This window comes from Paenibacillus sp. FSL H7-0331, from assembly GCF_001956045.1.
Window position 1 is genome coordinate 117166 of sequence record NZ_MRTH01000010.1, and the last position, 26783, is coordinate 143948.

31 protein-coding genes are annotated in these 26783 nt (G+C 46.8%); 11 read left to right on the forward strand and 20 right to left on the reverse strand.

The window, feature by feature from the left end; genetic code table 11:
• Nucleotides 1-174 precede the first annotated feature (174 nt).
• The 5 genes from BK127_RS16600 to BK127_RS43730 form a co-directional block, all read right to left on the reverse strand.
• Nucleotides 175-972 carry an ABC transporter permease gene (locus tag BK127_RS16600; protein WP_256711344.1) on the reverse strand — a complete coding sequence of 266 codons (798 nt, stop codon included), beginning with the start codon at nucleotides 970-972 and terminating at the stop codon, nucleotides 175-177.
• Between the two features lie 65 nt (nucleotides 973-1037).
• Nucleotides 1038-1925: an ABC transporter permease gene (locus tag BK127_RS16605; RefSeq protein ID WP_256711345.1), complete on the reverse strand. Its 888-nt coding sequence runs from the start codon at nucleotides 1923-1925 to the stop codon at nucleotides 1038-1040.
• A 15-nt stretch (nucleotides 1926-1940) separates the two neighbouring features.
• Nucleotides 1941-2933, reverse strand: a complete 993-nt coding sequence (locus BK127_RS16610; protein WP_076232151.1) for an ABC transporter ATP-binding protein — start codon at nucleotides 2931-2933, stop codon at nucleotides 1941-1943.
• A 242-nt stretch (nucleotides 2934-3175) separates the two neighbouring features.
• Nucleotides 3176-3742: a GNAT family N-acetyltransferase gene (locus BK127_RS16615; RefSeq protein ID WP_076232153.1), complete on the reverse strand. Its 567-nt coding sequence runs from the start codon at nucleotides 3740-3742 to the stop codon at nucleotides 3176-3178.
• Nucleotides 3739-3918 carry a hypothetical protein gene (locus BK127_RS43730; RefSeq protein ID WP_179097512.1) on the reverse strand — a complete coding sequence of 60 codons (180 nt, stop codon included), beginning with the start codon at nucleotides 3916-3918 and terminating at the stop codon, nucleotides 3739-3741. The genes BK127_RS16615 and BK127_RS43730 overlap by 4 nt, the downstream gene beginning before the upstream one ends.
• Before the next feature lie 20 nt (nucleotides 3919-3938).
• On the opposite strand from BK127_RS43730, the gene BK127_RS16620 reads away from it, so the two are divergent.
• Together BK127_RS16620 and BK127_RS16625 are read left to right on the forward strand one after the other, a co-directional pair.
• Nucleotides 3939-4169, forward strand: coding sequence for an eL33 family ribosomal protein (locus BK127_RS16620; protein ID WP_076232156.1), 231 nt, complete (start codon nucleotides 3939-3941; stop codon nucleotides 4167-4169).
• A gap of 122 nt (nucleotides 4170-4291) precedes the next feature.
• The gene (locus BK127_RS16625) at nucleotides 4292-4681 is read left to right on the forward strand and encodes a hypothetical protein (RefSeq protein WP_076232158.1); all 390 of its coding nucleotides are present in this window, start codon (nucleotides 4292-4294) and stop codon (nucleotides 4679-4681) included.
• A gap of 264 nt (nucleotides 4682-4945) precedes the next feature.
• Here the strand turns inward: BK127_RS16625 and rpmG are convergent, their stop codons facing one another.
• The 8 genes from rpmG to BK127_RS16665 all read right to left on the reverse strand — a co-directional run bounded on the left by rpmG (nucleotide 4946) and on the right by BK127_RS16665 (nucleotide 10325).
• Nucleotides 4946-5095, reverse strand: a complete 150-nt coding sequence (gene rpmG / locus BK127_RS16630) for a 50S ribosomal protein L33 (protein WP_076232161.1) — start codon at nucleotides 5093-5095, stop codon at nucleotides 4946-4948.
• A gap of 48 nt (nucleotides 5096-5143) precedes the next feature.
• On the reverse strand, nucleotides 5144-6358 hold the full coding sequence (locus BK127_RS16635; RefSeq protein ID WP_076232164.1) for a GTP-binding protein: 1215 nt from the start codon (nucleotides 6356-6358) through the stop codon (nucleotides 5144-5146).
• A gap of 149 nt (nucleotides 6359-6507) precedes the next feature.
• Nucleotides 6508-7482, reverse strand: coding sequence for a metal ABC transporter substrate-binding protein (locus BK127_RS16640; RefSeq protein ID WP_076232166.1), 975 nt, complete (start codon nucleotides 7480-7482; stop codon nucleotides 6508-6510).
• Complete coding sequence (locus tag BK127_RS16645; RefSeq protein ID WP_076232169.1) at nucleotides 7466-8392, reverse strand: metal ABC transporter permease; 927 nt, start codon at nucleotides 8390-8392, stop codon at nucleotides 7466-7468. The genes BK127_RS16640 and BK127_RS16645 overlap by 17 nt, the downstream gene beginning before the upstream one ends.
• Nucleotides 8329-9045 (reverse strand): metal ABC transporter ATP-binding protein, encoded by a 717-nt coding sequence (locus tag BK127_RS16650; protein WP_076232172.1) that lies wholly within the window; start codon nucleotides 9043-9045, stop codon nucleotides 8329-8331. Before BK127_RS16650 ends, BK127_RS16645 begins: the two co-directional genes overlap by 64 nt.
• A gap of 16 nt (nucleotides 9046-9061) precedes the next feature.
• Entirely contained in the window at nucleotides 9062-9523 is a 462-nt protein-coding gene (locus tag BK127_RS16655) for a Fur family transcriptional regulator (protein WP_305954306.1), read from the reverse strand.
• A 272-nt stretch (nucleotides 9524-9795) separates the two neighbouring features.
• Nucleotides 9796-9975, reverse strand: coding sequence for a hypothetical protein (locus tag BK127_RS16660; RefSeq protein WP_179097513.1), 180 nt, complete (start codon nucleotides 9973-9975; stop codon nucleotides 9796-9798).
• A gap of 32 nt (nucleotides 9976-10007) precedes the next feature.
• Nucleotides 10008-10325: an NAD(P)-binding domain-containing protein gene (locus BK127_RS16665; protein WP_083689368.1), complete on the reverse strand. Its 318-nt coding sequence runs from the start codon at nucleotides 10323-10325 to the stop codon at nucleotides 10008-10010.
• A gap of 267 nt (nucleotides 10326-10592) precedes the next feature.
• On the opposite strand from BK127_RS16665, the gene BK127_RS16670 reads away from it, so the two are divergent.
• Complete coding sequence (locus BK127_RS16670) at nucleotides 10593-11363, forward strand: hypothetical protein (protein ID WP_076232178.1); 771 nt, start codon at nucleotides 10593-10595, stop codon at nucleotides 11361-11363.
• Between the two features lie 34 nt (nucleotides 11364-11397).
• Here the strand turns inward: BK127_RS16670 and BK127_RS16675 are convergent, their stop codons facing one another.
• Complete coding sequence (locus tag BK127_RS16675; protein ID WP_076232180.1) at nucleotides 11398-11859, reverse strand: zinc ribbon domain-containing protein; 462 nt, start codon at nucleotides 11857-11859, stop codon at nucleotides 11398-11400.
• A gap of 253 nt (nucleotides 11860-12112) precedes the next feature.
• Nucleotides 12113-12922: a Cof-type HAD-IIB family hydrolase gene (locus tag BK127_RS16680; protein WP_083689369.1), complete on the reverse strand. Its 810-nt coding sequence runs from the start codon at nucleotides 12920-12922 to the stop codon at nucleotides 12113-12115.
• 166 nt (nucleotides 12923-13088) lie between these two features.
• Here BK127_RS16680 and BK127_RS16685 point away from each other — a divergent pair, with 166 nt between their 5' ends.
• Together BK127_RS16685 and BK127_RS16690 are read left to right on the forward strand one after the other, a co-directional pair.
• Nucleotides 13089-13886, forward strand: a complete 798-nt coding sequence (locus tag BK127_RS16685; RefSeq protein WP_076232185.1) for an HAD-IIA family hydrolase — start codon at nucleotides 13089-13091, stop codon at nucleotides 13884-13886.
• Nucleotides 13887-13890: 4 nt separating this feature from the next.
• The gene (locus BK127_RS16690; protein ID WP_076232188.1) at nucleotides 13891-14523 is read left to right on the forward strand and encodes a histidine phosphatase family protein; all 633 of its coding nucleotides are present in this window, start codon (nucleotides 13891-13893) and stop codon (nucleotides 14521-14523) included.
• A gap of 127 nt (nucleotides 14524-14650) precedes the next feature.
• Here BK127_RS16690 and BK127_RS16695 read toward each other — a convergent pair whose 3' ends face one another.
• Both BK127_RS16695 and BK127_RS16700 read right to left on the reverse strand, forming a co-directional pair.
• Nucleotides 14651-15217, reverse strand: a complete 567-nt coding sequence (locus BK127_RS16695; RefSeq protein WP_076232191.1) for a PadR family transcriptional regulator — start codon at nucleotides 15215-15217, stop codon at nucleotides 14651-14653.
• Between the two features lie 40 nt (nucleotides 15218-15257).
• Nucleotides 15258-16820 (reverse strand): MDR family MFS transporter, encoded by a 1563-nt coding sequence (locus BK127_RS16700; protein ID WP_076232193.1) that lies wholly within the window; start codon nucleotides 16818-16820, stop codon nucleotides 15258-15260.
• Nucleotides 16821-17096: 276 nt separating this feature from the next.
• Here BK127_RS16700 and BK127_RS16705 point away from each other — a divergent pair, with 276 nt between their 5' ends.
• The 3 genes from BK127_RS16705 (at nucleotide 17097) to BK127_RS16715 (ending at nucleotide 20428) form a co-directional block, all read left to right on the forward strand.
• Nucleotides 17097-17999 (forward strand): LysR family transcriptional regulator, encoded by a 903-nt coding sequence (locus tag BK127_RS16705; RefSeq protein WP_076232196.1) that lies wholly within the window; start codon nucleotides 17097-17099, stop codon nucleotides 17997-17999.
• Between the two features lie 6 nt (nucleotides 18000-18005).
• Nucleotides 18006-18812: a histidinol-phosphatase gene (locus tag BK127_RS16710; protein ID WP_076232198.1), complete on the forward strand. Its 807-nt coding sequence runs from the start codon at nucleotides 18006-18008 to the stop codon at nucleotides 18810-18812.
• A gap of 146 nt (nucleotides 18813-18958) precedes the next feature.
• Complete coding sequence (locus BK127_RS16715; RefSeq protein ID WP_076232201.1) at nucleotides 18959-20428, forward strand: TerD family protein; 1470 nt, start codon at nucleotides 18959-18961, stop codon at nucleotides 20426-20428.
• A gap of 58 nt (nucleotides 20429-20486) precedes the next feature.
• Here BK127_RS16715 and BK127_RS16720 read toward each other — a convergent pair whose 3' ends face one another.
• Nucleotides 20487-21224, reverse strand: a complete 738-nt coding sequence (locus tag BK127_RS16720; protein ID WP_076232203.1) for a queuosine precursor transporter — start codon at nucleotides 21222-21224, stop codon at nucleotides 20487-20489.
• 118 nt (nucleotides 21225-21342) lie between these two features.
• Nucleotides 21343-21762, reverse strand: coding sequence for a hypothetical protein (locus tag BK127_RS16725; RefSeq protein WP_076232206.1), 420 nt, complete (start codon nucleotides 21760-21762; stop codon nucleotides 21343-21345).
• A gap of 162 nt (nucleotides 21763-21924) precedes the next feature.
• Between BK127_RS16725 and BK127_RS16730 the strand changes: the two genes are divergently transcribed.
• The 3 genes from BK127_RS16730 to BK127_RS16740 all read left to right on the forward strand — a co-directional run bounded on the left by BK127_RS16730 (nucleotide 21925) and on the right by BK127_RS16740 (nucleotide 24942).
• Nucleotides 21925-22893, forward strand: coding sequence for a C40 family peptidase (locus tag BK127_RS16730; RefSeq protein WP_076232208.1), 969 nt, complete (start codon nucleotides 21925-21927; stop codon nucleotides 22891-22893).
• Nucleotides 22894-23034: 141 nt separating this feature from the next.
• Nucleotides 23035-24483 (forward strand): catalase KatA, encoded by a 1449-nt coding sequence (gene katA, locus BK127_RS16735; RefSeq protein ID WP_076232211.1) that lies wholly within the window; start codon nucleotides 23035-23037, stop codon nucleotides 24481-24483.
• Nucleotides 24484-24714: 231 nt separating this feature from the next.
• A complete protein-coding gene (locus BK127_RS16740; protein ID WP_076232214.1) occupies nucleotides 24715-24942 on the forward strand; it encodes a hypothetical protein in 228 nt (75 codons plus the stop codon).
• Nucleotides 24943-25012: 70 nt separating this feature from the next.
• On the opposite strand, the gene glpK is transcribed toward BK127_RS16740, so the two are convergent.
• A complete protein-coding gene (gene glpK / locus BK127_RS16745) occupies nucleotides 25013-26506 on the reverse strand; it encodes a glycerol kinase GlpK (RefSeq protein ID WP_076232217.1) in 1494 nt (497 codons plus the stop codon).
• Nucleotides 26507-26783: the final 277 nt, after the last annotated feature.

Consider the following 26783-nt stretch of genomic DNA (forward strand, 5'->3'; position numbering starts at 1 on the left):
CAGTAAATTACCCATTTCAGCCAAATTAGAAGCGAATAGAGCATTTATTATAGCATAAACGGCAGCCAGCGAACGTAGATCAGCAAGCCGACAATACCATGAATGCAATGGAATCTCAACGCAGATTACATCGCTATTTCTTAACGATATCGGCTTTCGCCTGGAAAGCCTGAATCACATCCGCATCCCCATCGAGTTGCCAGAGCTGTACCCTTTCAGACCGTAATAAAAAAAAGCCGTCCCCACAATCGTCAAACCTGCTGCAACACCAATCGCCTGCCACACAAATAACGGTTCCATCGAACGCAGCAAACCTATCGGCAAATAGCTGATAAAGCCGGCAGGAATAACCGTAAACAATATCAGCTTCCCCCAGCCGCTAAATATGCCCGTAGGATACGTAGAGAAAGCCAATAGCCCATTAAACACCTGCTGCCCGATACCCTCGGCATTCCCGATAAAAAAGGCAAGTGATTGCACCAGGACGACGAAAAATATAAAAATCAACAGCGCAATAAGCAGAGCCAGCATGAATTTAAATATCCCCGCCAATGACGTGTCTCCAAACAAACCATATACAAGCAGGGCAAACAAAACGTCACCAATAGCTGAAACCGACATCCGGCTGATCAGAATATGCAGCAGCACCGGCTTTGGCTGGGACAGAAATACATCCAATTGACCTGACGCGATCAACGAAGCCAACCGATAAGCATTGCCGAACAATACGGCCGACAAGCCAAACCCTCCTGCACTGACCGCCCACATCATCATAACGTCTTGCAGCGACCACCCGTTGACAACCTGGAATCTCTGGAAATACAATCCCCAGAATACAATCCACACCAAATTGTTCACTACCATCATGCCAGCAGTTAACATAAAGCTGATCCTGAATTCCATCGCACCTGCCAAATTTAATTTCCAGCAGCCCCATACGAATGCCATAAGACCTGCCGCTTGCTTGATCACTTGTTTGTCCCCCTCTCTGACTTCACAGATCATCACCTCAGGTCCCACCTGGCATCGACGTTCTTTTACCCGCCGTTCACATTTAGCTTGCGAACACCTCGGCGATAAATCATCCATACCCCTGTACCCAGCAGCAGGATCCAGCATATTTGCGTGAGCAGCATCGGAGCGAGGGATATATCTGCCCACTTTACAGCGGTTTTGGCAGGGAAATACAAGACGGTTTGGAATGGCAGCCAGCGACATACCTCCTGCAGCAGCTTGGGGAATAGCTCAAGAGGCATCAGCATTCCGCCTACCGTGAATAGCAGCTTATGGTACACAAATTCCAGTCCCCTTGTTTCTTCCACCCAGAACGCACAAAGAGCAAGAGCCATATTAAGCAAAAAATTAATCGTTATCGCACCAAGCGACATCAACAGAAAGCCCATCCAACCCCAGCCAAAATCAGGCCATCCGAAGATCGCAATGCCAAGCAGCCCGCCTATACTCAGATTAACAAGCAGTCGCACAGAGACCTCGCTAACATAACCTACATAATGAAATGCAATGTAGTTCAAGGGGCGCGTCAGCTTGTAGCCAACATCTCCATTCTTAACCTCTTCCTCCACCCGTGTCGCCAGACTCGGAAATGCTGTCGTGAGCGCCTCAGCAAACAAAATATACCAAATCATCTGTGCATAGCTATAACCCTCGATTAGTGAGGTTCCTTCACCTTGGTAGGTAACACTCCACAGCTGAATGAAAATATACATAATGAGAATAAGAAATATCGAGCGAATAAGGAAATCGTACACATAGGCAAAATGATTACGCAGCGTTACCCTGCCGATAGCCCCATACTTAAACAGCTTGCCGACGAACGATACACGTGGGCCCGGCGGTTTGTCAATATCAGCAGCATGGGGGTATGAGCCGCCTGCACCTGTATGTTTATTCAACGCTTGCATCATATGCGCGCTCCCCTCCTACTCAACGAATCCAGATTCTCTGGCATAAATATGGCTAATGATCTGATCCATCGGCGGATCTTCAATCGTAACATCGATAACCCGGTACTGGCTTACGATATGCGCCAGCACCTGCTCCATGCTGACAGCTGTCGTCTCGATAGACAGCTTTAGCGTGAGTCCGTCCTGCTGCAGCACTTCCACACCAGGAAAGCTGAAGCTCGCACCTGCCTCCTGAAGCTGCAGATGAATCGTCTTCACCGTCAGCAGCTCGCGCTTCATCCGTTCGACACCATCATCCAGAATAACCTCACCGTGGTTAATTACGACGACACGCTTGCATAACTGCTCCACGTCTCCCGCATCATGCGAGGTCAGAAAAACCGTCATGCCCTCCTCACGATTCATTTCCAAAATCAGCTCGCGAATTTTTTGTTTGACGATTACATCCAGACCGATAGTCGGCTCATCGAGAAATACAATTTTGGGTCGGTGCAGCATCGCGGCGGCAATCTCACAGCGCATCCTCTCACCCAAAGACAGCTTCCGTACTGGAGTGTGCAAATAAGGCCCCAACTCAAAACGGCGAACCAGATCATCGCGACGGCTGTAGAAATCGGAACGCTTCAATTCGTAGATTCGACTCATCAGCTCAAAGGAATCCAACGGCGGAAGGTGATACCACAGCTGGGACTTCTGACCGAATACGGAACCGATATGATAGGCCAGACGACTTCTTTCCTTCCAGGGACAATACCCCAGAACCTGCGCTTCACCCCCGGATGGATGCAAAATTCCCGTGAGCATTTTGATCGTCGTTGATTTACCGGCACCATTGGGTCCCAGAAAGGCGAGCATCTCACCCTGCTCTACCTGCAAATCCACACTGCGTACTGCCAGTTTTTCCGTGTATTGGGGCTTGAACAGCGATTGCATGCTCCCCAATAAACCCGTTGCTTTACGCTTCACGGCAAAAGATTTGGTCAACCCTGCTACCCGGATCGCATTCATCGTTTCATCCCCCTTTATTCCACTAACGCAGAAAAGACCTCGAGCAGCTTCGCCTTGGACAGGCGGAACTTACTCGAGGTCTTTTATCCCTACGGTGTAACGCAGCAGCCAGCTGCGTTCGACTTCGCTTGGTTCGAGCAGGCCGTTACCAGCCCTCGGATCCCTAGAAGTCCTTCCACATAATTTTTAATATACTAACATCGAATGTAAATAATTACAATAAAAATATAAATTTAGCATGTTCAGTGAACCTGATCTAATCGTTTAATCATCCGATAAAAAAGATGTCCACTGACCTGAACAACACCATCTTCGTTATATCCCTGCTTAACATATAGCTGCTTGGCAGACGCATTTTCCTGATCTACAAGCAGCATAATTTTATGATGTCCAAGCTCTATGGCCTGCTGTTGGAACAAGCGCAGCAGCTCGGTCCCGATGCCCCTGCCCTGATAGTCCGAATGAACAGCGATGGAATCCAAATAGTACTCATCCTCACGCGCTTCACGTTCAATGGTTTGTGTTGTGCTGCCGATCGCGGCCAGACGTTCAAGAAATGGACGATCCAGCTCCGCAGCGCGGCTGCCGTGGTAAGCAAGCATAAAGGCGATTACTCGCTGATCCTCTTCCAGGACCAGCACATTTTCGAAGCTGATCCGGCTCCCTTTTTCCTGAAAAAACTGCTCCAGCACCTGCAACGCATCCTCGACATCATCGGTTCCTGCCAGTGTGTGCACAATACCGCCTATCGCTGTATACATTAAACTGATAACAGCTGCCGCGTCTTCTTTTGTTGCCTGTCGTATCATGAATTTCCTCCTGAGGCCTGACTTACACCATAGTGAACCACAACCATGATCGGTTTGCAAACTAGCACCCGTTGTTCAAATGGCATCACCTTAACAACCGGGGTCCAGCCTGCAGGCTGCCAACTCCCGAACCGTCCACACTTATTGCTTGCCAGTGCCATATCATACAGTATCACACGAAAAGGGGGTTATCCTTATGTCCGTTATTTCCAATTACAATAAATGTATCAAATATTTAAATCGACGTGTCCGTATCAAATCCAGAAATGGAAATACCTATGTAGGAAAGATTGTCAAAGTCGATGGTAAAAGGGTACATCTTAAGGTTACTTCCGTCAATGATGGCAAGAAAGTCCATACCTCATTTTTCCCGTTTATTATACCGTTAGTCCTGTTTGATCTGCTTGCTATCGTATTGTTATTTTAATCGTCGATTATGCCCTGATTTTGACAGCAGGTTGTGACAGTATCCTTAATGGACTTGCTGTACGATAGAGTTATCAGAGAATACGAGCTGATGAAATCTATGAATCAGAAGGAGTAGGTAAGGTGAGCACTATTGTATCCAATGATGATGAGTCGAAGCAGCAGACGATTCCCAAGCTCACGATGAAGATGCTCTATGAGCGGGTTAAGATACAGGAGCGGGAGCATGCGGCGCTTAAACAACGAATCGAGTCCATGGAGCGGCAATTGACAGAGCAGCAGCTACTAATCGGGGAAGTCGCGGTTACGACTGAACGGCTTATGTGGATAAAATCTCTGAGCCGGGATCATGAATCCATTGAGGATTCAGAGACCATGCTGGAGACATCTACAGGTAAAGAAATGCTGGCAGAGACAGGAGCAGCGATTGCTCATGAAGCTGTCAAATACAATCTAATCCCTCGTTCCGAACGGCAAGTCGAGCCCAGGCGGAAGTTTTTGTGGTTCTTTTGAACACAACGATAAGGGTATCAGAAAAACAGAGTCAGACCGTGGCTCCACAACAGCCATCTCAAAGTACAGGCGCAAAACCAAATAGCCGAAGTAGGGAGCTAAGAACTCAGAAGCTATAGCATGCTTCCGAATCTGTTGGCTCTTTTTTTTCGTTCGAAACCCCTGATGATAAGAAAAGCTCCTGATCGGAGCCTATTCGACGAAGATACATCCGTATCTCTTAAAAAAAACCGGACTTTGCAGCCCGGTCCCACGTTCAGGCTATTATCTGGTTTCGCGGTGAATGGTATATTTTTTTAATCTGGGGCTGTATTTACGCAATTCCATACGTCCCGGTTGATTTCTTTTGTTCTTGGTTGTCGTGTAATTACGATCTCCAGTTTCCGTGCAAGCCAATGTGATGATTACTCGCAAGCTGTTCACCTCCTTCCAGTTCCGCTTTGCGGCCGTTGTAACCCTAATTCACTGCTGGACGGTCTCTAATTCCGGTTCCAGCATATTCGGGAGCTCGTCAACGAACAAGGTCCAATCCTGATGCATTTCCTCATCCGTCAATAAACAGGCGTCCAGGGAGGAGACGATTTGTGCCTTGTCCATCTCAATACCGATAAATACAACCTTATTAATACGATCACCATGGACCACATCCCAAGTCTCATTCAATTCGGGATCCTCCAGTTGGAGTGCTGCTTGCTCCTCCTCAGGAAGCGCGGCAACCCAATATCCGGCAGGACCAAATTGAACCGAAGGACCGGCTTGGCTTATATTTTGTGCGTAATCATTACGCGTTGCCAGCCACATCATCCCTTTGGCACGGACAATCTCAGCTGGCCACTCCGCCATCCACTCCATTAAGCGTTCCGGTTGAAAAGGTCTTATCCTTTCATATACAAAAGAAGAGATGCCATATTCCTCAGTTTCAGGTGTATGTGAAGGCTTTTCCATCTCTTTGATCCAGCCTGCCGACACGCTCGCTTCGTCAAAATTGAATAAACCGGTATTCAGTATTTCTGCCGGGTCCACCTGCCCTTGAACGGAACGAATCAGCTTGGCACGAGGCTGCAGCTTACGGAGAATTTGTTCAAGCTCCAGCAGTTCGTCCTCCTCTACGCTATCGCACTTATTAAGTATCAGCACATCGCAAAATTCGATTTGATCGATAAGCAAATCCACAACCTCACGTGTATCGTCTTCCCCAACAGCCTGGCTGCGCTCCAGCAGTGTTTCGCCGGATGAGAAGTCCTGCCAGAAGCAATAGGCGTCAACAACCGTAACCATACAATCCAGACGGCAAAATCGGGTCAGATCGATCCCATGCTCCTCATTCATATACGTAAAGGTTTGCGCTACGGGAACCGGTTCACCAACACCAGTGGATTCGATCAGGATATAATCGAAACGGTTTTCCTTAGCAAGCCTTTCAACCTCCCGAAGCAAATCCTCCCGCAATGTACAGCATATACAGCCGTTGGACATCTCCACCAGCGTCTCATTCGTACGTGATAAGCCGCCGCCGTTTTTTATAAGGTCTGCATCAATATTAACCTCACTCAGATCGTTAACAATAACAGCTACTCTCAGTCCATTTCGATTATTGAGTACATGATTAAGTAATGTGGTTTTACCAGAACCGAGATAGCCGCTCAGCACGGTTACGGGTATTTGGAATGGTTGCATGGTCAAGCTCCTTTTATATGTAATTATTACTATCATTATAAATTCAGAAGAAAGGCCAGAGAAAAAGGGGATACTGGCAGCGTTAACCACAGCTCTTAAGCATGCCCCTTCAGCAGTAACCGACCTTTTTGAATAGATTCTATGAATAGTTATTCATTCAATGCTTTTTTCAAAGCTGCCAAATTATTTTTCATCACGCCGATATAATCCAGCTTGTTCTTCTTGTCTTCATCCGTCAAGCCTTCCAAGGGATTGAGCACATCGGTTTTGGCTCCTATTTCTTTGGCAACGGTAGCCGCCACTTTAGGATCAACCAGTGTTTCGAAAAAGATCGTTTTCACTTGCTTTTCCTTCGCGAACTTCACAATGCCAACCATTTTGTCAGGGGATGGCTCTTGTTCAGGCGATAGTCCTGCGATAGGCACCTGAATCAATCCATACTCCTTGGCCAGATAGGCGAATGCAGCATGCTGGGTCACGAATTCTTTGCGTTTTGGACTTTTCAGATCCGTCTTGAAGGCTTGATCCAGATCCTTCAGCTTCGCTATGTAAGCATCGGCATTTTTCTTGTAATCGTCTTTATGGGCAGGATCGGCTTTCTCCAAAGCAGCCTGAATCGATGCTACTTCCTTTTGCGCCAGAACCGGGTTCAGCCATACGTGTGGATCGTGATCATCGTCGTGATGGTGCTCTTCCTGCTTGGCTCCGTCCTTGGCAGGTGCCTTCTGATCAGCTTCCTCTTCCTCTGGCAAGCCCTCCAACAAATCGATTCCCTTGCTGGCTTCCACCACAATCCTTTTATCATTAGCCGCACTTTTCAATGAAGCCTCGACCCAGCCCTCCACAATCCCGTTATAAACAAAAACGTCGGCCTCCTTGATCAGCTTCATCTCCTTGGCTGAAGGCTCCCAATCATGCGGCTCAACGCCTGAAGGAATCAAGCCGATCACCTCGGCATGCTCACCTGCCACCTGTCTGGTGAATTCAACCATCGGATAAAAAGATGCAGCAACCTTCAATTTCTTGCCGCTAAAGGCTGCCTGCGAATCGGAATTCCCACACCCTGCAAGCATTAAGCTTGATGAGATTGCCAATACAACTGTTGTTTTAAACCACGCGTTCATGATGCTTTCCCCCTGTTTCCTGAATAGATGGTTCTTTCATAAAACTGCGAGCCTCGCTATGAAATTCTCTTTTCTGTAAATCCATACTGGTATTGCGATTTTTGCCTAGCTTGATGATACATTTTTTAACCCCGATTCCGATTACCAGAAAAGTTAGAAGTACAAGTGCAATCGTGCCACCCGGAGGGGTGCTCCAGGCATAAGAGGCCGTCAGTCCGCTGAATACGCCGACCAAGCCGATGACCATGGATAACAGCAGCGCAGCTGCAAAGCTCGGGGCTATCCGGATCGCGAGTGCGGCAGGCAGAATGATCAAGGAAGAGACGAGCAGCACACCAACAATCGGCATAGCGGCAGCTACAATCATTCCCGTTAGAATACTGAAGGCAAGTGAAATCTGCTTGACTGGGAGACCGTTGGTTCGGGCTGTTTCCTCGTCAAACGTAATTTGGTATAAAGGTCTTCTCAGCGTATAAAAGAAAATCCCTCCGATCACAGCAACGCCCAGCATCATATAGAGCTCGGTTTCATTGACCGCCACCACCGAGCCAAACAAATAAGCAGAAAAACCTTTGTTAATGCTTTGATTCAAGCTCATCAGAACAACAGCGGTAGACAATCCGCCGATCATGATGATCGCAACTGAAATTTCACTATAGGTTTTGTATGATCGCCGTACATATTCAACCGCAATCGCGCCAAGCACAGCTACTGCAAATCCCATTAAAGCCGGATTCACTTGCAGAACGGCACCGGCTGCCACCCCGGCCAGTGAAACATGCGACAGCATATCAGCCATAAGCGCCTGCCGTCTAAGCATTAAGTACACACCCAGCACCGAAGCGATTACTGCGATGATTCCACCGGCGCAAAATGCCCGCTGCATGAAGTCGTAGTGCAGCATTTCCATCCTCCGTGCTCCTTTCTTTCCAGCTCAATGATGCGATCCAGATAGTGGCTAACCTCTGACAGCCCATGAGTGACCATGACAACTGTGCGACCATGTGCGTTCACCTGATGGTGCATCAGTTCATAAAACCCGTATCGGCTTTCCTCATCCATACCGGTTGTTGGCTCATCAAGTATGAGCAAATCCGGCTGCTGCGCCAGAGCCCTGGCTATACACAGTCGCTGCTTTTGACCACCAGATAGCTCTCCAATCTTCCGATGTCGCTGCTCCCACATGCCGACCTGACGCAGGGCACGTTCCGTGATTTCATGATCCTCAGGACGCAGCCTGCGCAGCCATGACCCTCTGGTATACCTACCCGACAGCACGAATTCGAGAATCTTGCTCGGAAATCCATTGTTAAATGAAGCGACCTGCTGGGGGACGTAACCGACTGCCAGCTTGTTCCCATCCTTATTGTAAGTGGATAGCCGGACCTCACCGCTCCATGGCTGCAGCAGACCAAGCACCAGCTTGAGCAGAGTGGTTTTGGAGGCGCCATTGGGTCCCACTACGGCCACGAACTCGCCGGAAAATAGTTCGATGTTGACGCCATCCAGACTCGGGATGTCATTATAGCCAAACACCACTTTATTCATTGAAGCAAGCAGCATAATACTCATGTTCCTTTCAAACGGATACAATGTCCTGCAAGGGCTTGTTATCGGGTTGTTGGCATTCCTCGCAGTATCCGTATATTTCAAATTGATGCTTCACCACCTGAAAATGCGCCGGAAGATTCGTCAGATGCTCCAGGGGGCAATAATCGAGCGGATAGATGTGATCACAGGACATGCATATCAGATGATGGTGATGATGCTTATGTCCATCGCAGCCCAGACGGAATTTCATTCCATCCTCAAAATTGAACTGCTCCAGCACTCCCAATTCCTGCAATAATCTAAGGTTGCGATAGACGGTATCAAAGCTAAGTCCGTGGTGCTTCATTTCCAGACTCTGATAAACTTCCTTCGCTGACAAAAAGCCGGATGCTTCTGCAAATAATCGCGCAAGCGTTCTACGCTGTCCGGTAATTCGCAGTCCATGATTGGACATCACCTGAATCGTACGCTCCACGCCCCGATCGATCACAGTACATTCCGCCTCCTAACTAATAAGTAATTATTACGATATGGCTGTTAAAAGAAAAGCTGCCGCATTGGGAAGCCGATTCGATGAGAACCTTCGTATGACATACCCATAATTCTACATTTGATGGCCAAAGACGTTAATAGTAATTATTACTTTTTTCATTCTATCAGCTGTGTTGGCTTTCGTCAATGATTTAATCGTAATTATTCCATAATGGGGGCTCTGCCAGGTTAAACGAGATCTGAGGTAGTCTTTTGGACATGATTAGAGGTTTAGGCGAACAGCCATGCAAGCAAAAGCGTGCTACCTACAGACGTGAGCAGCTGTTTACTTGCCAGCGTTGCGGCGAAGCGAATACCCAGTTCCTGACCGATGGTCCACAGTGTGACCAGACACGCTGTCAGTGTGGATGCCAAGTAAACCAGCAGGAACGTCTGACCTGCACTGAGCATAGTCAGAAAGCTGCCATTACCCTCGTTAAGTATCAGCAATCCGTCTTTGCGCAGTATGGAGAAAAGTATCGCAAATAGTCTGCATAGTCTGCCCCGGAAGGATGCTCCGTTCCAAGTGTGTAGGCCGGTGAGGTACTTAACGCAATCGCGTTCAAATCCAGCAAGCCGTAAGCATTACTCGTAAAGGACGGGGTAATAAAGCGCATTTCCTCCGGCCACAGCAAGAATGAAGCCCCTACCTCACTTCTTTCCAAAATAACGAATTGGGTCAAACCCATATCCTGCAAAGCAATACCGACGCCTATACCTGCCGGTCCGGCTCCAACGATAATACAATCAAATCGATCCATTCCTAAATCAACTCCTGATTTATGTTTATTTTAATAGTAATAATTACAATTTAAATGTATTAAAACATTTTTTTTTTCAATAGGCAAGCCTTGTTTACACAAAAATAGAACCGTACTCGCGAGAGTCATCATTCATTTCTCTCTGCAGCACAGCTCTCCCAAGGATTCTTGCCCCAAAAGCTTATACCAAACGTCAATTTATGGATGAAGTTTAAACGAATGAGTCATACTATGGTCATCTTAATGCCATTTGAAGGAGCGACCGCCATGATTAGTAATCGCGAGCTGAAGAATGAAATCGAGCAATTAAATGAACAAAATCAAGGCTTGACACAGGAATTGCAATCGATAAAAGAAATGCTTCAAAACCAAGTCAACAACAGCGGCCAGTCAAATTGGAATAGCGGGTCAAATTCAACTGGTGGTCAAGCAAAACAAGCCAACGGCGGTGGCCGCTCATCCGGAGATAACTCAAAGCAGTCCGGCGGCGGCAATGATTCTTCCGGGGATAATTCAAAGCAGGCCGATAGCGGCGGCAATGATTCTTCCGGCAGTAATTCAAAGCAAGCCGATAGCGGCGGCAATGATTCTTCCGGCAGTAATTCAAAGCAAGCCGATAGCGGCGGCAATGATTCTTCCGGCGGTAATTCAAAGCAAGCCGATAGCGGCGGCAGTGATTCTTCTGGCAGTAATTCAAAACAGGCCGATAGCGGCGGCAGTGATTCTTCCGGTGGCAGCAGTTCTTCCTGCAGCGATTCAGAACAAACCGATGGCAGTGGCAATCAAAGCGGCAGTTATGATGGGTCCAACGGACAAGATAGTGATTTTCAAGCTATTGCCCAGGACTTTTCCAAGCTCAAGGATTTAACCAGTCAGTTGGAATACAAAATGCAAAGCTATATATCCAATCAAACCTCAGGCAAACCACTTAAAGAAGAAGATGTGATTAATCTGGTTCTTGCGATGATGAACGGAATGATCGATTGGACCACAGACCTCATGTCCCGACAAAATCAACAATCAGGGCCTTTGCAATAAATGGTGTCAGCTCCTGCGAGGCAGCCAAAGTTCCTTACATAGTCAGCCCACAGTGTGAGCAAAACTTCGTATCCGCATCATTGGCGGTCCGGCACCCCTGGCAAATAAGGCGAATTTCAGCCGCAGATGCTTTCTCTTCATATGAGCTTGTAAACGAATATCCACAAGCCGGACAAAATTTAACCTCACTGGCAACAACCTTGCCGCAGCGGCATTCCTTCATATGGCGGGCTTGTTTGATTTTCAGTTCAATGGACTGGATTTCCTGTCGCAAGGCGCTAATGTGCTGACAATGGGCGGTCACTTCCTTGTCCGCCTGTTTCCAATTGCCCGCCGTATAAGCTTTATATACCGCTTCCCCAATGAGCTTGCTTGTCTTCTCTTGCTCTTTTTCCTTGGCTGTAATTTGCGTACGCAGTTTAGTGGTCTCGACCGTCTGCTGCGCTTTTTTGGCTGCGCCCGATGCACCTTGCTTCATCCTATCAAAAAAAGACATGAGACATCTCTCCTTCACCTCGTAGTTCTTCCTACTACAAAGCTATGAAGCAAAGACAGATCCTCATGCCCATTATTAATAAATTAACCGATTTTGTTTATTCCCCCTACCGCTTTTGCTAAAAAAACCGGCGCAGCAACGAAACACCCAACAACACGATGACAATGACGCATATGAGCAGCAGCCTTTTTTCCTGCTTGTCAAACTTATTCATCAGTTCATCCACTTCCCTTATACTTCGCTTTTTGTACTACTATGGGTGGGTCTGTAATAGGGATTCCAGAACGACAGCCACACCATCCTGATCGTTGGTTGCTGTCATTAGCTTTGCCTTTAATTTCAACTCGTCAATGGCATTGCCCATGGCTACCGGATACCCACACATATCAAACAGCTCAAGATCATTATAATCATCTCCAAAAACCATCACATGATCAGGGTGTATGCCTCTGCGTGTCAATACAGGCATCAGGGCAGCTGCTTTGGAAACACCGGCATTCATAATCTGTATCAGTCGGCCTTTATCCGTCAACATGATTTTGACTCGATGTCCAAATTCAAGATTCAGCTCGGTATAGATATCATCGTCATTCGATAGCAGCATTTTGGAAAGCAAAAATTGATTCATCTCTTCTCGTTTGCATACTTCAGGAAACGGGGTACCGTCCGGAAAACCAAGAAGAATGGCATGCTCAGGGGTCAAACTGCGATTGCAGTGCATCGTACCCTTTACTTCAAATGATACGATTTGTCCCGAATTCCGCCTCATAATCGCCTCATAGAGCTCAAGCATCGTCTGCTGCTCCACCCATAGATGGTCCTCCATATCGTAAGCAGAATCAACAGTATGGGCACCGTTATAGTAGATTATACAACCCATTTCCAGCATCTCAGGGGGTAAAAGCATACGCAAAGACCTCGCAGGCCTTGCTGTAGCAATGATCATATGAATACCAGACTGATAACAAGATATGAGGGCTTGAAGACTGCGTGCTGATACTTCGCGACGGCTATTCAAGAGCGTTCCATCCAAATCCAAGACAACAGCCTTAATTACATCCATCGTGACCTCCAGGGGAAAATTTTTACTATGATATCACAGAGGCTCCGCAATGTAAATCAATTAGTCTAGCGAAATAGATTGTGGCGGTTCTGCTAGTTTATTTGTTACAATATGACATGCACACAATAGTTGAGAATCAGTGTGTCAACGAAAGGAAGAGCCGACAGTGAAAGGTTTTATACTCGATTTGGATGGGACTTTATATGATGGGGATGCGCCTATTCCCTATGCGCCGGCATTTATTGAATGGCTGCGCAGCCATCATTATCCCTATTTATACGTAACGAACAACTCGTCGCGTACGCCAGAGCAGGTGGCAGCGCACCTTCGTAAAACTGGTATTGAGGCTTTGCCGGAAGAGGTGCTTACCTCATCCCAGGCAGCCACACTTTATATGCAGGAGCGGGCCAGCAGCAAGCAGGTATATGCGATTGGAGAAACAGGGCTTCAGCAGGCATTGCAGGATGCGGGCTTTCAGACGGTTGAGCCAGGTGCTCAACCAGCCTTTGTTGTGCAAGGGATCGACCGGGAATTCAGCTATGCAAAGCTGTCAACGGCAGTTCGATATATTCGTGGTGGCGCAGCCTTTATATTGACCAATCCCGACCATCTGCTGCCAATGAACCATGAGCTTCATCCTGGTGCAGGCTCCATTGCCGCAAGTATAGAGCGAGCCAGTCAAGTGGAACCGACGATTATTGGCAAGCCGTCTCCGATTATTATGAATTATGCTATTGCCAGACTGGGCCTGCCATCCAATCAAATATGGGTCGTCGGCGATAATCTGCAAACCGACATACAAGGCGGATTAGCCGCGGGCTGCCGAACCGCACTTGTGCTTACCGGCCTTGTGAAGTCAAGTACGCTGGAAGCACATGAGCAGCGTACCGGTATTCGGGCAGAGCTTGTCTGTGACCATTTGATGATGCTGGCCGAAGCGCTAAGCCAAGAAAAAGAGGGTTGATCAGATGAACCCTACAATAGTCAGTCTTATACGCCATGGAGTAACGGATGTCAACCGCGAGCCTATATTTCAAGGACAAATGAATAATCCGTTAGCGATTGAAGGAACCCGTCAAGCCCAGCTGCTGGCAGCGCGGTTGTCATTTGTGAAGTTTGATGTGGTATACAGCTCTGATCTGCTGCGTGCCGTGCAAACAGCCGCCATTATCGTGAAGCCGCACGACAAGGAAATTCGAACCTCCTCCCAGTTACGGGAAATTAACCGTGGCGACTGGACAGGAATGAGCTACAAGGCTTGCGCTGCAGCCGATCCTGCGGGATGGCAGGCTAGTCGGGTCAATCCGGAATTCCGCTCTCCGGGCGGAGAATCCTTCGTAGACCTGCACAAGCGGGTTGTTGCAGAGATTGAACGCATCGCCCTGCTCCATCGCGGGATGCATATTGTCATTGTTACACATGGAGGTCCAATTCGCGCCTTCCTGCGTCACGCAGTTGGACTTCCAGCCCATCATATGCAATCATTCCAGGCAGCGAATACGTCCATCAGCCGCTTTAAGCTCGAAGACCAGCAGTGGTCGCTGCTGCAATTTAACGATCATGCCCATCTTGAGCCTATCAGCGTTGTATCAGGATCCTGATGTACCCCGCGCCAACTGGATACCTTGTCAGATGGGTTCGATGCCTAGCATAGGGATATATGAAGAATGAAGCCTCCATTCCCGCTTTGCAGCGATCTGGAGGCTTCATTCTTTTCAAATATGGTAACTACGCCTGTTCATCCAGGGGAAGGCCTTCTTCGCTCAGGCGTCCTTCCTTGGCATCCTTCGCCAGACGCTCCAGCCAGCGCAGCTGGGTGAGGCCATGCTCATAAGAGCAATACATCATATGCAGTACGCCGCGCGGCACGATCGGAATATGCTCCTCATAAAGATCCTTCATTTTGCGATTCTTCAGCTTTTGTTCTTCGATTTTCTTTACAATAATCTCATAGATTCTGCCTTGATCCCCATAACCCGAGAACATTAATGCCGTTACCATCGGATAATAGACAGGGGATTTTTCCTGAAATTGTTGCAGCAGCAGCTCTTGAAACAACAGCTTGCCGGATGGTGAAATCCGATATATGGTCCGATCCGGCCTGCTGCTGTCCTTGACGGTTTCAACGGTCTCGATATAGTCATTTTTTTTCAACTGCTCGATCGCATAGTACAAGGAACCGTCACGCATTTTGATATAATGATGCATTTCACGTTCCATCATCGTCTGCTTGATTTCATAGGGATGGCTTTCTTTTTCCATTAATAGTCCGAGAATAACCAGCTTCATGGACATGGAGCAATCACCTTATTCCTGATAATTTCGAGTACTGACATTACGCCTTTTGCTTCGTATGCGCCGGAATTTCCATCCTCGCCTTACCCATCAGCAAAATACAGATCAAGGCAGCAACCGCCATTAGCAATGTACACTGAAAAACAATAGCAATCGAATCTGCCAGCCCAACCGTCAGCTTTTCCAACACTTGCGGTGGAATCTTGGCTCTAACCTCAGGCTGCAAAAGCGCTCGAGGATCGATTTGTGACATATTGGAGCCCGGAAGCAGCTCAGTCAGCCGCGAAGTCAATGCGCCCGTCTGCACACTTCCAAGTACGGTCACCCCGATTGCCGAGCCGATCGAACGAAAGAAGGAAACCATAGATGTCACGGTGCCGCGGAACTCAAAGCCGACATTATGAAGCGATGACATCGAAACCACCGGAAAGGATGCCCCGATCCCCAGACCCATAAGAATCATATAAACGATAACCAATGGTCGTGGCGTTAGCTGTGGAGTCGTACCTCCAAATATACCATACAGCGATTGGACCCACGCAGGTGAATAATAGGACAACGTCGATAACAACGAGGTTGCTATAAGCAGAAGTGCACACGATACGAGCAATATATTACGGTAAGGCAATTTACTAATAAAACGGCCCCCGAATACGCTGCTGACGACAACACCCAGCATCATCGGAGTCAGCACTTGCCCTGCACTGGAAGCCGAGCCTTGATAAACGCCCTGAATGAACAGAGGAATATAAGAAGCGGCAGACATCAGAATCGCTCCATAGAACAGACTGGCTCCCATACTCGCTGTAAACAATTTATTGCGGAACAATTTAAGCGGTACGACGGGATCAGATACTTGGGTCTCGATCCAGAGAAATAACGCCAGCAGAATGACAAAACCGCTGAATAAGCTATAGCTCTGCAGAGAGTTCCAGGCGAACTCCTTGCCTCCAAGCTCTAACCCGAACATCAGGCACAACACGGAAGCAGCAAAAGTAATCGTCCCCCACCAGTCGATCTTTTGATTCGGATTATTAGGCAGTGTCGCGTGATAAAATAAAGTGATCAGCAAAAGAGAGACCACACCAAGCGGCAAGTTAATGAAAAATATCCATTTCCAATTCACATAATCCGTAAAATAAGCACCAGCCAGCGGCCCCAACACACTCGAAATACCAAAAACGGCACCGAACAAGCCCTGCATTTTACCCCGTTTCTCAGGAGGAAACAGATCAAATACGATAGTGAATGTAATCGGCAGCAGAGCGCCACCGCCTATGCCCTGAATCGCTCGATAAACGATCAATTGGAACATACTCGTTGAGGTCCCGCATAAGGCAGAGCCGATCATGAACACGACCAAGCCAAGCAGGAAAAATTTCTTGCGCCCATACATATCGGACAATTTACCGAAAATCGGCATCGATACGACATTGGCAATCAAATATGCGGAGAATACCCACACAAACTTGTCCAAGCCACCAAACTCACCGACAATCGTTGGCATCGCCGTGGAGACGATCGTTTGGTCTAGTGAAGCCAGGAGCAATCCCAGCATTAATCCGACGATCGTCAGACGGACGTTAGATTTTTTGTTAACCATCATTTCACCCTCATTTTTACTTTTGTACTTACGTTAATTATTATATTCAAATTTGAGTAATTAACAAGTGATTAATCAAAAATTAACAAGGAATATCGGCTCATTTTTTAGAAATTCCCTTATTTAGGTTTGCTCCTCGCTGCCATGTGTCATATAATGTCTATATTGAGAAATTGTATTTATATTATTGGGTAAATCGATAAAATTTATCTATTTTTCAAATCGGTTTGTATACCCACCTAAGGCACAACTTTTTAGAGAGGAGGGTCTGATCAAGTGAATTTGAACCAACTCGAAACGTTAATTACGATTTCCAAAACCATGAGCTTCCGCAAGGCGGGCGAGTTGCTCAATCTCACACAGCCAGCTGTATCCGCCCAGATTAAAAGTCTGGAGGATGAGTTCAAGACCGTACTTATTGACCGTAACCAGCCAGTAACCCTGACCGATAGCGGACGAATATTTCTCGAACATGCAGAATTAATTTTGCATACGGTTGAGGATATGAAGGAACGACTGAACGATTTGAACCATACGCCGCAAGGCCATATCCATCTGGGGACAACTACCTCCATTGCCATTCAGATTTTACCGCGTGTGCTGTCCTATTTTCAAAATCAATTTCCATTGATCAAAACGACGATCCACTCGATGACAACCTCACAAATCATGCATAGCGTCGAAAATGGTACCATTGATATCGGCATTACGTACTTATTTGAAAAACAGCCTTCACTCGAAAGCTCGGTGCTGTACTACGATACTTTCGAATTGGTCGTATCACCTAATCATCCGCTCAGCCGCTACGCTCACGTACCTATAGAGAGGCTGCATGACATTTCGTTAATTATGCTTTCGCCTGAAACAGCAGGCCGCAGGTTTGTCGATCAAATTTTCAAGCAGCTTAACATCACCCCGCAAATCGTTATGGAGCTGTCCAGCAGCGAAGAGGTAAAACGAATGGTCGAGCTGAATTTAGGAGCTGCGATTATTTCGAAGATGTCGATTGCTAACGAGCTTCGTTTGGGTACCCTAAAGATGGTTAAAGTTCATGAGCTCGAAATCAGCCACCCTGTCGGCGTTATATATAAATCCGGACGCTATTTAAGCTCGGCGCTGCATCAATTCTTACTGGATTTAAAAGGCATGCAAGAAATACAATTTATCGGATCGGAGTGAATTTTAATGAAATTCGATTTACACACACACCATGAACGCTGCGGCCATGCCGTGGGCACCATACGCGATTATGTCGAGGCGGGTATTCGTCACGGACTATCGGTAATCGGGATCTCTGACCATTCTCCCTATTTCGGGAGTACGAAGGAACGGGAACAGCCGGGTATTGCAATGGGCAAAAGCGAGTTCGCAATCTATATTGATGAAGTGTTGAAGCTCAAGCAGGAATACAGCGGAAAAATCGATGTGCTGCTGGGCGTGGAATCCGATTTTTTCCCTGAGCATGCAGAGCTGTATCGGCAAATATATGAGCAATACCCTTTTGACTACATTATCGGCTCCGTTCATTTGTCCGGGGGTACAAGTATTTTCAACAAAACCCGTTTCCAGGGACTAACCGATGCTCAGCTCGTTGAACAAAAAGACATTTATTACGGTCTGATTGAACAATCGGCTCGCAGCGGTATTTTTCAAATTCTTGGGCATATTGATGCGATGCGCGCTTACTTTGTTCCTTTCTCGGCGGTACCGACCGATTCCGTGGATCGTACCCTCCAGATCATTGGCGAGAACGATGTCGCAATCGAGATCAACACCTCCGGCAAAACCAAAGCCTGCGGCGGCTGGTATCCGGTTGATGAGGTTCTTGAACGGGCGCTTCATTACGGAGTCAGAGCTACCTTCGGATCGGATGCCCATGTGCCTGAGCGTGTAGGCGATGACTGGGACGAGGTCAGCAAGCGTTTGAAGGAGATCGGCTTTAAAGAATGGGTGTATTTCAAACAAAAGGAACGTCAAATCGTCCCTTTGTAAGTTCAAATGAGGAAGACCTACAACCAGTCCGCAAGTCGGGCTGGTTTTTTTCATACAATATGGCAACTCTGTGTATTACCTTATTATACAATAAGTGGTACAATACCCCTATTACCCTATTCGATGGGACATTAGGAGAGTTACATATGAACTTACATAGAGGGCAAAAAGTTGATATCACCAAGCAACGGGGATTTCATGATATCAAGGTACAAATAAGCTGGAAGTCTTTGAATCCCGATATGGAGATTGATGCGTCAGCATTTTTACTTTCTAGCTCAGGGAAGTGTGAGCAGGACGAAAATTTTATTTTTTACGGGAATCCCGTTAGTTTGGACAAAGCGGTTTCTTACACCGCTAATGATCATCTTTCACAAGTCGATTTTATGCTTTCCTGGAACAAGCTGAACCCTTCCCACCAAAAAATTGCTATCGCTTTGACCATCCACGAAGGTGATCATTTAGGATTTCATTTCAATCAGGTATCACAAATTCGTCTTGATATTATCCATTCAACCACCTTACAAACTTATTATACCTTTGAGCTTGGTTCAGACATGACGCTAGAAACCGCTATTGTTGCTGGCGAGTTCTACCTCCATAATGGAGACTGGAAATTCAATGCTATTGGCAGTGGTTTTTTCGGTGGATTAAAAGATCTCTGTACCAATTACGGATTACAGATTTCTGATGATTATCCAACTGAACTCGAAGACATCAACCCATTGACAAAATCAGAAGTTGCAGTCGCAAGCAGTACAGACATTAAGGATCTTTCCTATACGCAATTAAGTAAAGAGGAAACTGCTGCCATGCAGAAATCTCCAACGGTTGTTACTGAATTAGTATGGAACAGCTCTGAGGATGACTTGGACTTCTATTGTTTTTATGTAACAAAGGACAATAAAGCCGGGAAAGTATACTATAATAACTTAGGAAATAGTCAAATCTCTCCATACATCGTGTTGGACGGAGATTCAAGGAGTGGAGGAACAGAAAGAATCACGTTCCATCGCACAGAGCATATCAAGTATGCCTTGTTTGCAGCTTATCACGAACTCTCAAGTCGAGTCGGTAGTTTCATCAGTATGAAACCCCATATGATAGTAAGCAATGCTTCTGGTCAAAAAGTTATGGCAAATTTGCTTAAAAAAAATAACTCCTCTTCTTGGGTAGTCTTTGCTTGTATCGATTTCACAGACGATAATCAAATGAAAGTGATCCATATTGAAAAATACTCAGGCTATAATTCAGAAAAATCTCCAATCCTTTATCTGGATGGAACATTTCTAATGGATAAAGGCCCTGAGGAATTCAAGAGCTATGATGATGATATCTCTGATCCGGAATTCGATCATAAATTGGATTACGCTCTCAGGAATAGGAATCGTGTGTTAGATCAAGTCTCAGAGTATGTGAAAATAGCCGATATAATTAAAAAAAAGAACCCTAACCAATTTATACAATTCAAAGATAATAATCTACATCTTCTTGAAGCTTATATAGATAGTCTTGTAACTGTTGAAGATATGGTTTATCTCACGCAATTTATCCCTTTAATAAAGGAAGACCAAATAGAGCAAATCAAACTATTATATGCCGAATTGCGCCCCTAGCAAATAACAAATACCCCTTACTCCGCTGAAATCGTGGAATAAGGGGTATTCGCCATTGCTATTGAATCTGCGTATGATGAGTCACTTCATATTGAGGCTGCTGGGTTGTCGACCTGGAGTTTCCTCTCACCCATCTAACCAGTAAATAAATAATCGGTGTGCCTACAATAGACATCATGATCTTGACGCCGAACTCCGTACCTGTAGCCGCCACCATGTCGGGAATCGGCATAATTCCGATAAACCCGATCACGAAAAACACCGAAGTATCGAGCAGCTGACACGTAATCGTCGCCACATTGCTGCGCAGCCAAAGATGCTTACCATTGGTTTTCTCTCTCAGACGAGTGAATAGATACACATCAATATTTTGGCTGATCGAATAGGCCACTAAGGATGCGAGCACAATTCTTGGAACACCGCCCAGAATCGTTGCCAGCTCGGCCTGATTCTCAAAAAACACCGCCGAAGGCATATGAATGACGAGTGTGAACGCTCCAACCATGCAGGCATTCATAAACAACCCGATCCAGATCGCCTGCCGCGCGACCTTTCTCCCCCATATTTCCGATATGGTATCGGCAATGATAAACGTAATCGGGTAGAAGAAAATACCGGCTGTGACATCGGCAAAGCCGACATCGACAATTTTAATCGCCACTATGTTGGCAATCATCAACGACGAAATAAAGACTGCCATCAATAAAATCAGCTTTTTTGTCGTCCCATCTATCGGCAGATAAGGGATTGCCCCTCCTTTTGATAGATCACTTGCTGTACGTCTTGATTTGTTCATGCGCTTACCTCCATAGTTTTGTTTATAGACAGGATGGTCGCGAACTGTCTTGGTACACTATACAATAAACCTTTCATTTGAACAATCTTAAATATCGATCAAACCCTAATGCCCAGCTTTATCTGGGAGCTCGCCTACCCATAAGCAAGGCCAACAGGAATCCGTACATAGCGTGGCCCACAAGCCAGACCGTGATCGCGCTCACATCATAAATGGCTGGTGTTTTGGAAGATAACATGGTAGTCAGATACAGCACAGCACCGACGATTACGCTCCACAGAACAAAGGTTTGCACAATTCGCTTGGCATAGTCTTTACGTCGAATGAGTTTGTAAAAAACGAGAGCTACAACGGCCGAGATGATCATATGTATAGAAAATTCAGTCGCTTCAGTCAAAGTCAAATCTCGCAGCACAGGTACATAATCCACATTCAGCAAAAGTGTATATACCCTTATTTTCCATTCAAATTCCACGATTCTAAAAAAAATTCCAATGAATAAACCGGCTCCAATGCCAGCCCAAATCGCTCTTTGCATAATAACTTCCTCCCCCTGCCTTATGAATATATTTTACCGCGTAGAGGGCTGTGATAGCAAAATTAGTACTTTCCAGTATTTACACATGCCAGAATCCTGCCAAATGAACTTTTCCCTCCGAATAGAGTTAGTACTAACTTCACTTAAGAGGGGAAGAACAGCATGAAAAAATCAGCTTCGTACATAGCGCTTGGACTTGTTGTTTTTGTGGGAGGACTCGGTTCGGGAATTTCGTTGGCTTCTGGGAAGATACAGCAGGTAACCGCTGATTTGTCCCCATTTTATTGGAAGGCGGGAGATACCCGTTATTCAGCGCAGGATGGATATAACGATGGGACTGAGCAGCTTCCGGGAAGCATGAACTATAAAGGCACCACCTACATCCCTATCCGCCTGGCAGCCGAAACGCTTGGGTACGAGGTGGGATGGGACGACTCCTCGAAAACAGCCACCTTCATCGATCCGGCTCAAAGCGATGATCCTGGTCTGGACCTGCCTGCGCCATCCCAGACGGATTATGCGCCTAACACGGCGCTGCTCAAAACCTCTTCCGTCATGCTGGAGAAAGCAGATAAAAATGCAGCCGTTCTGCAGACGATACCAGCGAGTGCCAAAGTAACCGTCACGGCGGAGGTCAATCGGGAATGGCTCGCGATTACCGTTAACGGCCGACAAGGCTATGTATCTGCCGCAGCGACGGATTACCGGTTCAAGACGGACCGGCCCGCGTGGGAGCAAAAGGCCGATGCGGTGATTACCACCGGCCTAAAGTATATAGGCACACCTTATCAGTTCGGCGCCTCCCCCAAGCAGACAGCTACGTTCGATTGTTCGTCATTCACACGGTATGTCTTTGGTGAAAACGGAGTGACGCTTCCACGGGTTTCCAGAGAGCAAAGCCAGATTGGACAAGATGTAGCTATAACCAAAATTCGCAAAGGCGATCTGATTTTTTTCACGACACCACAACGAAAAAATGAATCGGGACTCCAGCGGATCGGACATGTAGCCATCTATCTTGGAGACAATAAAGTGCTGCATACGTACCGGGTAGGTATTGGCGTCATTGTGACGGATCTGGACGATACATGGAAGGGACGCATCATTTCGGCTAAGAGAGTCGTAACTTGAACACCGAGACTTATTCGTTTAAACTGCTCCTCGAGGCGGTTTACATGAATAAGTCTTTTTTATTTATATTGATTTTAATTTAAGAATTGTTATCATATAGTAGAATGAGCTTCATTAATTTAACATAAGAGGTGATTTTATTTGACTACAGACCATAACCATCTAACGACCAGCTGGGGCGCCCCGGTCGGAGACAATCAGCATTCAATGACAGCCGGATCACGCGGTCCCACACTCATTCAAGACGTACACCTTTTGGAAAAATTGGCTCATTTTAATCGAGAACGCGTTCCTGAGCGTGTTGTTCATGCCAAAGGTGCCGGTGCACATGGATATTTCGAAGTGACTCATGACTTGTCCTCCTATACCAAGCTGAACTTTTTATCAGAAATCGGCAAGCGCACACCGATGTTCATTCGTTTCTCTACGGTTGCCGGCGAGCTGGGTTCTGCTGATACGGTTCGTGATCCACGTGGGTTTGCCGTTAAGTTCTACACCGAAGAAGGAAATTATGATCTGGTTGGCAACAATACGCCGGTATTTTTTATTCGAGACGCCATTAAATTTCCTGACTTTATACATACGCAAAAGCGCCATCCGCAAACACATTTGAAAAACCCTGATGCGGTGTGGGACTTCTGGTCTCTTTCTCCGGAATCGTTGCATCAGGTGACCATTCTTATGTCCGATCGGGGTATTCCAGCCACGCTTAGACATATGCACGGTTTTGGCAGCCATACCTTCAAATGGGTGAATGCCGAAGGGCAGGCCGTTTGGGTAAAATATCACTTCAAAACGGAACAGGGCATCAAGAATCTTGATGTCAATCTTGCTGCCAAGCTTGCCGGTGATAATCCCGATTATCATACCGCGGATTTATTTAACGCCATTGAACAGGGCGATTTCCCGGCTTGGAAGCTGTATGTACAAATTATGCCGCTGGCGGATGCCGATACGTACCGTTATGATCCGTTTGATGTGACGAAGGTATGGTCGCAAAAGGACTATCCCCTGATCGAAGTTGGCCGAATGGTATTGGATCGCAATCCAGAAAACTATTTTGCCGAGGTTGAGCAAGCTACGTTCTCACCTGGCTCTTTTGTTCCAGGAGTTGAAGCTTCACCGGATAAAATGCTGCAGGGTCGCCTGTTCGCCTATGCAGATGCTCATCGTTATCGAGTTGGCACGAACCATAATACTTTGCCGATCAACCGTCCCCACACAGAAGTGAATCATTATCAGCGTGATGGTCAAATGACTTCTACCAGCAATGGCGGTAAATCCGTGTACTACGAACCGAACAGCTATGGCGGTCCGAAGGAATCTGCGGAAGCCAAACCCGCCGCTTTCGCGGTATCCGGTCTTGCGAACAGTGTAGCTTATGACCATGATGATCACTATACACAAGCGGGCGACTTATACCGTCTTTTGAGTGATGAAGAGCGTATACGATTGGTTAACAATATTGTTGGCGCCATGAAGCCTGTTGATAACGATGAAATAAAATTGCGCCAGATCGGGCACTTCTATAAGGCTGACCCCGAATATGGGCAACGTGTCGCAGCAGGGCTTGGTTTAACCATTGAGTAAGTAGACCATCTGCAATTATCCATATATTTGAATTTGAATAACAAGAGAGGCCTCCCTTAAAAATCAAGGGTAAGCCTCTTTTTATTGTCACGGGATAGATAGCCATAGGAATTGTTCAGAAATTGTCCAGAAGGCTTTGATATACTAGGGACACGTTCAAAAGGGAGCGTCGTTGACTCGGAATTTGTCAGATGATGCTGTCCTGTTAAATCGAAATAGGAGTGAATGTGGATGAAACTATCTTTAAGTGAAGCCAGGTCCGTGAACAAGATTGAGATATCCAGGAAAAGCATCAGTACCTATTGTGTCAAGATTCACGGAGTCCCTGTAAATCGAATTCAAGAGGAGGAAATTAGTTATACTTGGAGCAGTAAGCAAGAGGCATTAATATGTGCAAGAGGCATCGGCAAAATGTTCAATCTACCTTCAGAGCTTATCCTCATTGACTCGGGTATTTAATAACACCATACAGCAGCAAACAGGACCTAAGCTCATATCGCCTCAGGTCCTTTTTTGCCATTCAACCGTTCTAATTATCGCTGCTTCCCAGCTGATATCCAACGGCCCGCTTCCAGCCCGCAACGACCGCCTCGCGTTTCACTTCATCCATACCCGGCTCGTATGCACGGTCAAAGCCCTTGAGTTGCTCCAGCTCGGAAACATCCTGCCACACGCCAACCGCAAGGCCTGCGAGAAATGCAGCTCCGAGCGCTGTGGTTTCTATCACCTTGGGACGTGTTACCGTCACGCCAAGCAAATCAGCCTGAAACTGCATCAAAAACTCATTGCGGACTGCACCGCCGTCTACTCGCAGCTCGCGCAGATGTATGCCTGACTCAGCTTCCATAATCTGCAGCACATCCTGACTCTGGAAGGCAATCGATTCCAGTGCAGCCCTCACGATATGCGCTCTCTTCGAAGCACGCGTAAGTCCCGTTATCATTCCTCTTGCATCCGGCTCCCAATAAGGCGTGCCAAGACCTGTGAATGCCGGCACAAAATATACGCCTTCCGTATGCTCTACAGATAACGCAATTGCCTCTGTCTCAGCAGCATCACCGATAATACCCAATCCATCACGCAGCCATTGGATAACCGTACCGGCATTAAAGACGCTGCCTTCGAGCGCGTAATAAACCTTGCCGTTCAGCTTCCAGGCGATTGTCGTAATCAAGCCGTTTAAGGACATAACAGGCTTCTCGCCGGTTTGCTTCAACACGAAACAGCCCGTACCATAGGTGTTCTTGGCCATGCCTTCAACAAAGCAGCCCTGTCCGAATAAAGCTGCCTGTTGATCTCCTGCCGCTCCGGCAATCGGAATACTGAAGCCATCGCCCAGAAGTTGCGTGTGCCCATATACTTCACTCGAGGACCTCACCTCCGGAAGCATCGCAAGCGGAATATTTAAATCTCTTAGGATGTCCTCATCCCACTGCACCGTATGAATATTTAGCAGCATCGTGCGCGAAGCGTTCGATACGTCCGTCACATGCTGACGCCCTTCGGTCAGCTTCCAGATCAGCCACGAATCGATCGTGCCGAACAGCGCATCGCCACGCTCCGCTTTTTCACGAATATCCGCATTTGAATCCAGCAGCCACTTGAGCTTGGTACCGGAGAAATAGGCATCCAGCAGCAATCCCGTTTTACTGCGAATGGTTGGTTCCCAGCCTTTAAGTTTAAGCTCATCGCACATTGCACTTGTTCTGCGGCATTGCCATACGATGGCCCTATGAATCGGCTTGCCTGTTATACGATCCCAAACAACTGTTGTTTCACGTTGATTCGTAATTCCTATCGCTGCAATATCTTCGATTGAAAGCGATCTCACTGCCTCGCGAAGAACCTTAAGCTGTACTTGCCATATCTCTTCAGCGTCGTGCTCAACCCAACCAGATTGTGGAAAATATTGGGTAAATTCCTGTTGAGCTGTGCTGACTATCACACCCTGAGGATCAAATACAATCGCTCGACAGCTTGTTGTCCCTTGGTCAATTGCAACGACATAACGCGGTTTTGTCATCGTGTCTCTCCCCCATTTCAACCCTATTCACGCGCATATTAGTTTTCAAGAAGCAATCTACCACATCCCGTTTTTAACTGTCAACCTTAAGTTATGCCACGTTACTACCCGGCGACAATTGCAATCCCATTATTGATTAATCACCCGTCTCATGATATGATGACGGTAATATTCACACAAAAGACAAGTTAATAAGTGGTCAGAGACTAAGAGTGGACCGATACAACCTTTGGGGAGCCGTTTGGCATTTACCTCAGGGGGTGTGGCGGTCTTTTTT